7 protein-coding genes and 1 tRNA gene are annotated in these 11,730 nt (G+C 73.4%); 3 read left to right on the top strand and 5 right to left on the bottom strand.

All coding sequences use genetic code 11. The features are described 5' to 3' along the window. Positions 1-86: 86 nt before the first annotated feature. Positions 87-3,071, bottom strand: a complete 2,985-nt coding sequence (locus FRAQA3DRAFT_RS20255; protein WP_035921246.1) for a TIR domain-containing protein — start codon at positions 3,069-3,071, stop codon at positions 87-89. Positions 3,072-3,521: 450 nt separating this feature from the next. On the opposite strand from FRAQA3DRAFT_RS20255, the gene FRAQA3DRAFT_RS31710 reads away from it, so the two are divergent. Together FRAQA3DRAFT_RS31710 and FRAQA3DRAFT_RS20240 are read left to right on the top strand one after the other, a co-directional pair. Further along, the gene (locus FRAQA3DRAFT_RS31710; protein ID WP_009740918.1) at positions 3,522-3,896 is read left to right on the top strand and encodes a DUF4326 domain-containing protein; all 375 of its coding nucleotides are present in this window, start codon (positions 3,522-3,524) and stop codon (positions 3,894-3,896) included. Positions 3,897-4,493: 597 nt separating this feature from the next. Then, positions 4,494-5,933, top strand: coding sequence for a pyridoxal-dependent decarboxylase (locus FRAQA3DRAFT_RS20240; protein WP_009740917.1), 1,440 nt, complete (start codon positions 4,494-4,496; stop codon positions 5,931-5,933). Between the two features lie 247 nt (positions 5,934-6,180). Here FRAQA3DRAFT_RS20240 and FRAQA3DRAFT_RS20235 read toward each other — a convergent pair whose 3' ends face one another. Then, positions 6,181-6,822 carry an NAD(P)-dependent oxidoreductase gene (locus FRAQA3DRAFT_RS20235; protein WP_009740916.1) on the bottom strand — a complete coding sequence of 214 codons (642 nt, stop codon included), beginning with the start codon at positions 6,820-6,822 and terminating at the stop codon, positions 6,181-6,183. A 360-nt stretch (positions 6,823-7,182) separates the two neighbouring features. Here FRAQA3DRAFT_RS20235 and fxsT point away from each other — a divergent pair, with 360 nt between their 5' ends. Beyond that, positions 7,183-9,816 carry an FxSxx-COOH system tetratricopeptide repeat protein gene (fxsT, locus tag FRAQA3DRAFT_RS20230; protein WP_198286938.1) on the top strand — a complete coding sequence of 878 codons (2,634 nt, stop codon included), beginning with the start codon at positions 7,183-7,185 and terminating at the stop codon, positions 9,814-9,816. 157 nt (positions 9,817-9,973) lie between these two features. On the opposite strand, the gene FRAQA3DRAFT_RS20225 is transcribed toward fxsT, so the two are convergent. The 3 genes from FRAQA3DRAFT_RS20225 to FRAQA3DRAFT_RS20215 all read right to left on the bottom strand — a co-directional run bounded on the left by FRAQA3DRAFT_RS20225 (position 9,974) and on the right by FRAQA3DRAFT_RS20215 (position 11,294). Next, a tRNA-Ser gene (locus tag FRAQA3DRAFT_RS20225) sits at positions 9,974-10,060 on the bottom strand. Positions 10,061-10,318: 258 nt separating this feature from the next. Further along, a complete protein-coding gene (tadA, locus tag FRAQA3DRAFT_RS20220) occupies positions 10,319-10,765 on the bottom strand; it encodes a tRNA adenosine(34) deaminase TadA (protein ID WP_009740914.1) in 447 nt (148 codons plus the stop codon). A 37-nt stretch (positions 10,766-10,802) separates the two neighbouring features. Further along, positions 10,803-11,294 carry a tRNA adenosine deaminase-associated protein gene (locus tag FRAQA3DRAFT_RS20215; protein WP_009740913.1) on the bottom strand — a complete coding sequence of 164 codons (492 nt, stop codon included), beginning with the start codon at positions 11,292-11,294 and terminating at the stop codon, positions 10,803-10,805. Positions 11,295-11,730 lie beyond the last annotated feature (436 nt).

The following is an 11,730-nucleotide window of genomic DNA, read 5'->3' as shown; positions in this document are numbered from 1 at the left end:
GTGCCGGCGGGGAGCCGAAAGAGGGAGGTCTCGGTCCCGAGACCGGCCAGGTCCGTTGCCGGCGCGGGGGATCGCGAATCGGCGGGTCATTGCGCGCAGGTGGGGTGGTAGGGGACGCCGGGCAGGTAGAACTGCCAGGACGATGCGTCCAGCCCACCCCCGGCCTCAGCGCAGGCATCGGTGACCACCTGTTGCCGGGAGGCCTTCACGGTGGACAGTCGCCACAGCCGGAGCATCCCGTCGTTGCCGCCCGAGGCCAGCAGGCGCCCGTCCGGGGAGAAGGCCAGCGAGAACACCGGGTGGGTGTGCCCCATCAGCGGTTGCCCGACGGGGGGCAGGCTGGACGTCGGCAGGTCGTGGGCATCGCCGTCCCTTCCAGCGCTGTCTCTTTCTGCTTTTTCCCTCCGGACTGCGTACTTCTCGTCGTCGTTCGAACAGGCGTCGACATCCGGGCGGCCGATGAGGCCCACGGCGTCGCCGGTGGTGGGGCGGAGCCGGCCGGCGGTGCGGGTGTCCCACAGGCGCACGCCGCGGCCGGAGCCGACCGCGAGGATGCCGCCGTCGGGCGAGAACCTGACGGCCCGCGCCTCCCCGGGGCCGGCGGGCAGCCAGCCGAGCAGGCGACGGCCGCCGGACCCGCCGACCGCCCACAGGCTGACCCCGCCGATCTCCTCGCCGACCGCCTCGATCCGGACCGCGGGGGATCGGTCGACGCAGGTGTCGACCGCGCCGGGAGCGGGGCCGGGCCGGTCGGCTGGCCGCGGCCGCAGCGGATCGCCGACGTCCCAGGTCAGTCGGGTGCGGTCGAAGCCGGTCGCGATCAGCCGCCGCCCGTCCGCCGAGAACGTCACCTCGGTGACGAGGCTGCGCAGGCCCGCGAGCGGCGGCCCGACGCGGTGGGGCTGGCCGTCGTCCTTCGCCACCGACCACAGCAGCACCGAGGCATCCGCGCCGCCGGTGGCCAGCAGGCGCCCGTCCGGGGAGAACGCCACGGCGGTGACCGGGTTCCCGTTGGCCAGCGCCATCCGACTGCTGGCGAGGGTCTGGAGGCGTTCCTGGCTGGCGGCGTCCGGATGCACCGCCCAGGCGGCGATGGACAGCCGCAGCGCGCGGATCCGGTCCGTCGCGCGCACGTCGTCCGCCCTGGTCAGCAGGGCCTGGGCGATCACCGCCCGCTGGGCGCGCTCGGCGGCGTGCTGCGCCCGCCGGGCGGACGCGCCCTGCCAGCCGGCGGTCGCGGCGCCGGCGAGCGTCACCGCGAGCAGGGCGGCCAGCACCGCGATCGTCCGGCGCCGGCGCTTGCGTTCCCGGCGGCGCGTCGCCTCCACGCGACGGTTGCACTCGGTGAGGAACCGCCGGCCGGCGTTGTTGAGGTTCACGACCGGCCTGCCGCCCGCGCGGAAGCGGTCGTAGGACCCCCACAAGGTGGTCGTTGCGGCGGTGAGCCGGTCGACGTCCCACAGGGGGCCGCCACGGGCCCATTCGGCGGCGGCCCGTTCGACCTGCCCCTCGCTGAGCAGCGCAGCCTCCCGCTCGCGGATCGCCGAGTCCAGCGGCTGCCAGACGGTGAGCAGCGCCTCGTGGACGACGCCGACGCCGGGGCCGCCGAGGCTGTCGCTGGCCGTCGACAGCAGCCGCTGCTCGACGAAGACGCCGAACGCGGTGCGCATGGCCTCCGACGGCAGCTCCGCCACCTCGATGCGGCGCCGGGTGCGCCGGCCCCCCTCGTCCAGGGTGGCGAGCTCGGCCATGCCGGCGAGGATCTCCTCCCGGGGCAGGCCGGCGGCGGACATCGCCTCGTCGAGCACGGCGTCCGCACGGCGCGCGAGCGCCCCGCGCACCCCGCCGAGCTCCTCGTAGCGCTGCGCGGACAGGCGCCCGCCGCGGGTCTGGTTGCGGGCCAGCTCGTGCAGGGTGAAGGCAAGCAGCGGCAGCGCCTCGCCGCCGTCGGTGTCGGCGACCATCTGGCTGACCAACTCCGGCTCCACCGACAGCCCGGCGACCCGGGCCGGCTCGGTGATCACGATGCTGAGCATGTCGCGCGCGAGCGGCCGCAGCGGGAAGGCGTGCAGGTGGGCGCCGTGCAGCTCGCGCAGGGCAAACAACTGGTCCTGGAACTCCGAACGCACCGCGATGACGACCCGGATGGGGCCGTCGAGCCCGCGGGACAGCACCTCGGCGAACCGGGTCCGCTCGGCGGAGCCCGCGCGGGTGAAAAGCTCCTCGCCCTGATCGATGACGAGCAGCAGCCGGTCCCGCGGCGGGCGGTAGCCCGCGGTCAGCAGTTCCTCGGCGAGCCCGGTCAGGGCCAGGTCGTCGGAGGCAAGCCGCCGGTGGACCTCGGCCGGGTCCCAGCGCAGCCCGCTGCGGCTCGCCGTCTGCGTCAGGGCCAGCGCCAGCTTGCGGGTCGGGTCGCGGCCCGGCAGGAACGGGTCGGCGACCTCCCAGCCGGGCTCGCCGCCCAGCCGCGCCGTCAACCCCGCCGTGACCAGCGACGACTTGCCGCACCCGGACCCGCCGACGACGAGCAGCAGCCGCCGGTCGCTCAGCGCGCGCAGCCGGTGGGCCAGCCGTCGCAGCTCGTCGTCGCGCCCGTAGAAGACCCGGGCCATGTCCCGGGTGAACGGCCGCAGGCCCGGGAACGGCGAGCGGTCCCACGCCCAGCCCCGGCCACCGGCGGCGTCCACCCGCCGCAGCGGGCCGTCCAGGTCGCCGATCCAGCCGCCGTTGTCGACGACGGCGACGTGCTGGCGGTCGTCGAGCAGCGGCGAGGTCACCCCCGGCTGCGCCCGCAGCGGCAGCAGCAGGCTCCCGACCTCGTGGGCGATCCCGATTTCGTAGGCGCACCAGGGGGAGGTGTTGTAGGCCTCGGTCACGACACAGATGACGGCGTCCGCGGCCCGCAGCTCCTGGTGCAGGCGCTCCTTCCAGACGTCGCCCGGCCGGATTCCCGTTCGGATGTCGCGGGCCAGGAATGCCCGATGGCCGAGGTCGGCCAGCATGCGGTAGATCCGGTCGGCCAACTCCGCGTCGGAGCTGGCGTGGCTGACGAAGACGCGCGCCACTCTCATCCCCAGTAATCGCCGCGCACATTGCCGTGCAAACGCGGTAGGGCGTCGATACTACCGCCCCGGAGTACCGCGCCGCCGGTACAAATACGGGTTTTCGGCGGCGACCACCGACCCGTCCCGCGGAAAGCCCGAGGAATCAGGAGACCGCCGTGCGGCAGCTTTTATTTACGCCCCGATGAACAGTTGATGGATCGCAGGAAAAGAAAGGATGGCCAACTGTCGGAGTGGTGAGCTACCCGGCGCCGAGCCGGCCCCCGCCATCCCCGCCATCCCCGCCATGCCTGCCATGCCTGCCGGCCCCGCCATGCCTGCCGCCCCCGTCGCCCCGGCCATACCCGCCGCCCCGGCTAACGCCGCCGCGCGCATCCGGTTGCGCACGCCCTGCGGGGGGATGACGGCCTCGGTGCCGCCCGGGCGGCCCGGCGCCGCCCCGGTCGATCGGAGGGCGCGATGACCGTGGCCCGGACCCACATGCGGCTGTCTCGCGCGCCCGGGTGGCGCAAGCCCGAGGGCGTCGTCGTGGTCGCCCGGCCGACCCGGTGGGGGAACCCGTTCGACCAGCGGGCGCTCGGCCGGGCCGAGGCCGTCGCGCGGTACACCGAGTGGATCACCGGGAGCGGGCCCGACGTGTGCCACGACCGGGCGGGGCGGCGGTACTCGCGCTCAGAGCGGCTGGCCGAGCTGCCGACGCTCGCCGGGCGGCGGTTGGCCTGCTGGTGCCCGCAGGGTGAACCGTGTCACGCCGACGTTCTCGCGGCCCTGGTCGCCGAACGGGTGGGCCGCAGCGCGGCGGGTGCTGGCTGGGGCGGTTGCGGCGTGCGGTGAGCCGGCGGTCACGCGGCGGTGGCCGTTGCCTGATCTCACGACGTCACCGCACCTGGGCACGGCCCGGGCCACCCGCTGCCCACCCACGTCCGCGCGCGCCGCGAAATCGCCGCCGAGGCGGCACTTCGCACGAAGATTGCCCCGTCATAGGGCACCTGTCCATGCCCCGCACGGGGGACGCGGCCGGTAATCCGGCGGTCCGGCCGCACACCCGGGTGCCGTTCATGGCATGCTCTGAAACCGACGGCAGGAGCATGCGCCGACTGGTCCCGTTCAGGTCGATCGGCGAGGCTTCTCCCCGGTGACGGTCCGCAGTCGCGGATATCGCCGGTTTTGCCGTCGGTGTTGACTTGGGTCCTTATCGTGGAGGTTCGTTGTGAAGCGTGTCGGAGCGATTGTTCTGCTGGTTGCGCTCGTGGGTGGCGGCTTCCTCTTCCGTCGGCAGCGCGGCAAGCAGGACGCGTAGGGCCGCGCCACGTCGGCGCGGCCGGCGGGAATCCATCACCATCTCCGACGATGCGTGGCAATCGGTGCCGCCGGGGTTGGTTGTGAGCGGATCGCCGTTTCGGTGGTCGCCTGTCGAGGAACGGTCCGTACGTGCACCAGTTTGACGCCGAGACGGCCGATCTACTGCGGGCGATATTCGACTTCGCCGGGATCCGCCTCGGATTCGATCCGGTCCCCCTGGATGGTCCGGTGACACCGGCGGAACTGTCCGCCAGGGCTGGCCGGACGATCACGGTGGACGGGATCGGCGGTCGCCGGGCCCTGGAGACCTTCGACGAGGTGCTGTCGCGCGCCTGTGTCTCGGCGGACCATCCGCGCAACCTTGCCTTCATCCCCGCCGCCCCGACCCGGTCGTCGGTGCTGTTCGACCTGGTGGTCGGTGCGTCGTCCATCTACGCGGGAAGCTGGATGGAGGGGGCGGGCGCGGTCCACGCCGAGAACGAGGCGCTGCGCTGGCTGGCCGACCTCGCGGGTTTCCCCGCCGCGGCTGGCGGGGTGTTCGTGCCCGGTGGCACGGTCGGCAACCTGTCCGCGCTCGTCGCTGCGCGCCATGCCGTCCGGGCGAGGCTGGCCGCCGCCGGCCGGCCGATGCCGGCGCGCTGGCGCTTCGTCTGCGGTGCGGAGGCTCATTCGTCGCTGTACCAGGCGGCGACGGTGCTCGACGCGGACGTCGTGGCCGTACCGACGGGGGAGGAGGGCCGGCTCACCGGCCCGCTGCTCGCCGCCGCGCTCGACGACCTCGCCGGACAGCGCGACTCCGCCGGACAGCGCGACTCCGCCGGACAGAGTGACTCCGTCGGACAAGGCGACTCCGTCGGGCACGACGGGGTCTTCGCCGTCGTGGCGACCGCGGGGACGACCCAGTTCGGCATCGTCGACGACCTGCGGGGCGTGGTCGACGTCTGTCGCGACCGCGGCCTGTGGGTGCACGCGGACGGCGCCTACGGCCTGGCGGCGCTCGCCGCGCCCTCGGTCCGGCCGCTGTTCGACGGGATCGCCGACGTGGACTCGTTCATCGTCGATCCGCACAAGTGGCTGTTCGCTCCGTTCGACGCCTGCGCGCTGATCTACCGCGATCCCGCGCTGGCCCGGGCGGCGCACGGCCCGCAGCGGGCCGGCTACCTCGACGTGCTCGACTCGGCCGCCAACTGGAATCCGTCCGACTACGCCATCGGGCTGTCCCGGCGCGCCCGCGGCCTGCCGTTCTGGTTCTCCCTGGCGACGCACGGCACCCGGGCCTACGCCGAGGCCGTCGAGACCACGCTCGCCACGACGCGGGCGGCGGCGGCGCAGATCGCGGCGCGGCCCGAGCTGGAACTCGTCCGCCCGGCGGAGCTGTCCGTGGTCGTGTTCCGCCGGCTCGGCTGGGGGGGCGCCGACTACCACCGGTGGAGCGACCGCCTGCTCCGAGAGGGGCTCGCCTTCGTGCCGCCCACCCGGCACGACGGGGAGACCGTCGCCCGCTTCGCCATCGTCAATCCGCGTACCACCCCGGCCGACATCGAGGCCATCCTCGACACGATGACCTGACCGCGCCATCACGGTTTCGTCGCCGAAAACCGGGGCTCGTTCTCCGCGCTCCCCTGGTGCGCGCGCTCACCGGGGGAACTGGGCGGCGCGAGTCCTTTCGACCCGCGCCGCCCAGGCGCGGCGACCGACGGGCAGCCGTCGCCTCCAACCGCCCGGCATCGTCGGCGGTCCGGCGTCGGCGGCGGTGAGCCCGCCGGTGCCGCGCATTACCCGTGGCTTCGCCCGGGCTGCATTTCAGGCGGGATTATCAGTTGCCCACCGTGAAACGACGGTTGCGGTTACGCGGCTTCTCGACCTCGTCGATGACGGCGATCGCGAAGTCCTCATAGGAGATGCCGATCTCGCCCTGAGCGTCCACCACGGGCCGGTCGTTGCCGGTGCGGTAGGCGCCCCGACGCTGCCCCTGGCCCAGGTTGCGCGGCGGCGGGGCGATGGCTGCCCAGCGCACGTTGCGGGCACCCCGGTACACGTCGAGTGCGTCCGCCTGGTCGAGCGCGTCCTTGCGCTCGGCGGCGGGGAAGTCCGGGCTGTCCACGAGCCGCTGGCCGTTGTCGTTCTCCAGGGTCCCGCCGCTGGAGACGTGCAGGACGGCCGGAGCCTGCTCGCCGATACGGGGCAGGACGTCGACGAGGGTACGCGCGGCGTTCGCGTGCACCGGACGGTCGACACCACCCACCGCCACGACGATGGCGTCCGCCTCCTGCGCCAGGCGCTGGACGGAGTCGCGCGACGTGACGTCGCCCTCCACGCCGTTGGCCTTGCGCGGAAGCTTCTTCACGCGGGCCGCGTCCACCTCGACCGCGGTGACCTCGTGTCCCCGTCGAATTGCTTCGTCGGTGATGCGGCGCCCGATCTGACCACCGGCACCAAAAATGACGATCCTCGCCATGCCATTGCCTCCGACTCACCGGTCGTGCAACTGATGGATAGTCGTGCGTCTGCTGAATGACGTCCGCCGCCTCGTCGCGCCGGCGCCATGGTCAGTAAGTGAATTACTGTCCGCGCTGACTATTTCACGCTCCGCAGTGGCCGCAAGTTGACGTCGACCGGGGGAGCCCGGCGCTCGCCCGAAGCGGGTGGGTGAAAAGGGAACGCGCCGCGCCGCGCGCCCAGGGCGCCCCGACGGGGCGAACGGCGCCCTCGGGACGGGTGCCGCCAGAAGGGCCCGGGGGCTCAATGGTGAGTCCGGCCGGGTCTTCGGAGCGATTGTCTGATTCCGTACGGCGATGGCCTGGTGCGGTGGGTTGGGGTGGACACTGTCCGCGTGACCGGCGGGGGTGCCGCGCAGGGCGGCTGGGATTTCTTCGTGTCGTACACGCAGGCGGATCGGGCGTGGGCGGAATGGGTGGCGTGGGAGCTGGAGGCGGCCGGGTTCGCGGTGGTGCTCCAGGCGTGGGACATGCTGGCGGGGGATCACTGGCCGCTGCGGGTGGACGAGGCGGTGCGCGGTTCGGCGCACACGGTGGCGGTGATGTCGGGGGACTATCTGACCTCGGAGTGGGCGACGGTGGAACGGCTGGCGGCGTTGCGGGCCGATCCCCTGGGCCGGGGGCGCAGACTGCTGCCGGTGCGGGTCGCGGATGTGCGGGACGACGGTCTGTCCGGGTCGGTGGTCGACATCGACCTGTTCGGGGTGAGCGAGCAGGTCGCGCGGGAACGGCTGGTGTCCGCGGCCAGGCTGGTGTGCACGGGCGGGCGGGGCAGGCCGGCGTCGAGGCCGGGATTTCCGCCCGCCGCCGCGGGTCGGCGGCCGGGCGGCGCGCGGTTCCCGGATGCTCCGCCCCAGGTGCGAAGGATGCCGTGGCCACGGAACCCGAACTTCGTCGGACGGGCCGCGGAGCTGGCACTGCTGCGGGACCGGCTGACCGGCGGGGCGGGGGCGGTACCCGTCCTCCCGCAGGCGCTGCACGGCCTGGGCGGGGTCGGCAAGACGCAGCTGGCGGTGGAGTACGCCTACCGGTATGCCCGCTGCTACGACCTGGTGTGGTGGTTGGACGCAGAAAAGCCGGGCCTGCTGCTGGCGGGTCTGGGCGAGCTGGCCGGGATGCTGGGTGGGGACGCGGGCGGGTCGGTGGAGCAGTCGGCGGGCCGCGCGGTGGAGCTGCTGCGCCGGGCGGAGGCGTACCCGGCGTGGCTGGTGATCGTGGACAACGCGGCCGGCCCCGACGTGCTCGGCGCGCTGGAGGTGGCGAACGGGCTGCTGGCGGCCGCCGGTGGGGACGGGCACGTGCTGGTGACCTCGCGGGACGGCCGCTGGTCGTCGCTGGCGGCGCCGGTGGAAATCGACGTGCTGCCGCCGCCGGAAGCGGCGGGCCTGCTGCGTCGGCGCGTCCCGGGGTTGGCGACGGCGCAGGCCGATCGACTGGCCGACGTGGTGGACGGGCTGCCGTTGGCGTTGGAGCAGGCCGGTGCCTGGCTGGCCGAGACCGGCATGCCGGCCGCCGAGTACGAACGGTTGTTGCACAGCCGGGTACGGGAGCTGATGGCGCAGGGGGCGCCGGCGGGACGAGTGCCCGTCGCCGCCACGTGGACGGTGACCCTGCACGACCTCGGTGATCCGGCGGCTGTGACGCTGGCCCGCCTGTGGGCGCGGTTCGGCCCGGAGCCGATACCGGTGGACCTGATCGGCCCCCACGTCGCCGATCTGCTTCCCGGGGAGCTCGCCGCGGTGGCCGCCGACCCGGTCGCCCTGGCGGCGGTGCGGGGCCGGCTGGTACGCCTCGCCGTGGTGCGCGTGGTCGGGGACGCGGTGGTGATGCACCGGCTGGTGCAGGCCGTGCTGCGCGACGACACCCCCGAGGGGGAACGGGCCGGCTTCCAGGCGGCCGCGCACCGACTGCTCGCCGCCGCGCACCCGGACGAGCGGACCACCCCGGCGGGTTGGGCGCGCTACGCCCGGCTGTACCCGCACGTGCTCGCGACCGGCCTGGTCGACGCCGACGACGGCGAGTCGCGGAACATGGTGATCTGGACGGTTTGGTACCTGCGGCAGGTCGGCGACTACCCGGGCAGCCTCGCCCTGGCCCGACGCACCCACGAACAGTGGATCGCAGTTCTCGGCAAGGACCACTCGGACACGTTGACCGCCGCCGCCGGCCTTGCCGGCACGCTGCGGGCGGTGGGTGACTATCCGGCGGCTCGCCGGCTGGAAGAAGATGTGCTGGCCCGACGGCGGGAGATCCTCGGTGAGGACCATCCGGACACGTTGAGCGCCGCGGCGAATCTTGCCGGCACGCTGTGGGCGGTGGGTGACTATCCGGCGGCTCGCCGGCTGCAGGAAGATGTGCTGGCCCGACGGCGGGAGATCCTCGGTGAGGACCATCCGGACACGTTGACCGTCGCCGCCGATCTCGCCGGCACGCTGCGGGCGACGGGTGACTATCCGGCGGCCCGTCGGCTGCAAGAAGATGTGCTGGTTCGAAGCCGGGAGACCCTCGGTGAGGACCATCCGAACACGTTGACCGTCGCCGCCGATCTCGCCGGCACGCTGCGGGCGACGGGTGACTATCCGGCGGCCCGTCGGCTGCAGGAAGATGTGCTGGTTCGAAGCCGGGAGACCCTCGGTGAGGACCATCCGAACACGTTGACCGTCGCCGCGAATCTTGCTGTCACGCTGCGGGCGACGGGTGACTATCCGGCGGCCCGTCGGCTGCAAGAAGATGTGCTGGTTCGAAGCCGGGAGACCCTCGGTGAGGACCATCCGAACACGTTGACCGTCGCCGCGAATCTTGCTGTCACGCTGCGGGCGACGGGTGACTATCCGGCGGCCCGTCGGCTGCAAGAAGATGTGCTGGCTCGACGGCGGGAGACCCTCGGTGAGGACCATCCGGATACCCGCGCGGCGCGCCGCGCGTTGGCCGACAGCGGATCAGACGATCTTTGATCCTCGTCGCCGACCGACAAAGGCGGTCCTGCCGCCGGCAGGTTGCGTGGATCGGGTAACGGCCGGGAATGGCGAACGGGACCAGAAGTGGGACCGGGGCGGGGAAGCCGGGCCGACGTGGTGAGCGTCGGACCCGGCGTTCTGCCTGGCCCACGGGCGGTGGAGGTGGGATTTGAACCCACGGAGGGGTTGCCCCCTCACACGCTTTCGAGGCGTGCGCCCTCGGCCACTAGGCGACTCCACCGTAGGCGAGCTTACCGGACGTCTCGACGGTCCGTTCGCGGGGGTCGTCAGGCCGGTCCCCAGGGGCTCGCCGCCGGCCGGGCATCGGCGTGCGGTTCCGCGGAACCGCACCACGAGAGGGCGATGGCTCGTGCGTCGGCGGCGGATGCGTGGGAGAGCGTCTGCATGGCTCTTCCGCAGGGTTCGGTGTCCGATTTATCCATGTGGAAGAGACAGGAGGCGCCGCTCCCGTGCACACCGCCCTGGGCTGAGGGGCGGGCTAGCGGGCTGCCGGGCGGCGGCGGGCGGTGAAGAAGTCGGCGAGCAGGGTGGCGCACTCGGCGGCGCGGACGCCGGCGATGACCTCGGGACGGTGGTTGAGGCGGCGGTCGCGCACGACGTCCCACAGGGAGCCGACCGCGCCGGCCTTGTCGTCGACGGCGCCGTAGACGAGCCGGTCCACCCGGGCGAGCACCAACGCGCCCGCGCACATGGTGCACGGTTCCAGGGTGACCACGAGGGTGGCGCCGGACAGCCGCCAGGAGCCGACCCGGGCCGCCGCCGCCCGCAGCGCGATCACCTCGGCGTGGGCGGTCGGGTCGCCGTCGCGCTCGCGGGCGTTGCGGCCCTCCCCGAGCACCGTGCCGTCCGAGGCGACCACGACCGCGCCGACCGGGACGTCGCCGTGCTCCGGTGCCAGCCGCGCCTGAGCCAGCGCGAGGCCCATCGCCGCGCCGTGATCGGACCCGCCCGCCGGGGCGGGGTCAGCCACGGGCGTCGTCGAGGATCTCTCCTGCGCCGGCGCGCTCGCTCAGGGCGCTGATCAGGTCGGCGGGCAGCATGCCCTCCTCGCCGATCAGCTCCAGCAGCGCCTCCTCGGAGGTGCCCAGGTCGGCGAGCAGGTCGAGATCGCCGACCGGGGCAGCCTGGGTCAGCGCGGAGGTGTCGTCGTCCTCGTCGTCCGTGGTCAGCCCGGCCATCGACGGCAGGGCGTCGGCGAACAGGCGTTCGGCGAGCTCGGAGGTGATCAGGACCCGGCGGTCGGAGAGGAAGACCTTGGGGTCCGGTTCGTCGGCGCCGAGCCGGACGATCGCGAGGTACTCGTCGTCCTCCTCAAGGAAGGCCACGATGGTGTCGTCACCGAAGTCGCGCATCGTGTCGGTGAGTGCGTCGAGGTCCTCGGCGCCCGCCGGGTCCAGATCGTGCACCGACCAGCGGCCGTGGTCCTGCGCGATCGCGATTGCCTTCGTGGTCACTGTGCGCCCTCACGTCCCTTCTGCAACCGCGTGGTGCCCTGGCGGCCAGCCGCTGCCAGCCGGGGTCCGGGCCCCGCGCGGCCTCGGCCGGATCGATGGCCGGCCGTGCTCCGCCTGTGATTCTCGTCCCGAGGACCGGTCTTGGGTATTCCGGTTCACCCCGTCGGGTGAGTTCTACCGCGCCGCCGGGGCGATTCCCCCATGGTGGTCCAGCTGACACCCGTTCGCCCAGCGGGCGGTAACACGGAAGTTCCGCCGGCGCCGAACGCAGGGTCACTCCGCTTGACCTGCGGTGACGGCGGCTGGCAGGAAGACTCGGCGGCAACGGCGGTGGCTGCGGTTCGCCGCCGACGGCAAGGGCGACGATCGGGGATGTAACCGAACGGAAGCGGGGGTGGTCTTCGTCTCCCGGCACCCTCGTGGCACTGTAGAAAGC

Source organism: Frankia sp. QA3 (assembly GCF_000262465.1).
GTDB lineage: Bacteria > Actinomycetota > Actinomycetes > Frankiales > Frankiaceae > Frankia.
The sequence above is the reverse complement of the archived record's forward strand: the minus strand, read 5'-3'. Positions and strand labels throughout refer to the sequence as shown.

What these genes read in the sequence shown, in the direction of transcription:
- FRAQA3DRAFT_RS31710 (WP_009740918.1), top strand. Translation starts at nt 3,522, where the DNA reads ATGACCGTGGCCCGGACCCACATGCGGCTGTCTCGCGCGCCCGGGTGG.
- FRAQA3DRAFT_RS20255 (WP_035921246.1), bottom strand. Translation starts at nt 3,071, where the DNA reads ATGAGAGTGGCGCGCGTCTTCGTCAGCCACGCCAGCTCCGACGCGGAG.
- tadA (WP_009740914.1), bottom strand. Translation starts at nt 10,765, where the DNA reads ATGGGCCTCGCGCTGGCTCAGGCGCGGCTGGCACCGGAGCACGGCGAC.
- FRAQA3DRAFT_RS20235 (WP_009740916.1), bottom strand. Translation starts at nt 6,822, where the DNA reads ATGGCGAGGATCGTCATTTTTGGTGCCGGTGGTCAGATCGGGCGCCGC.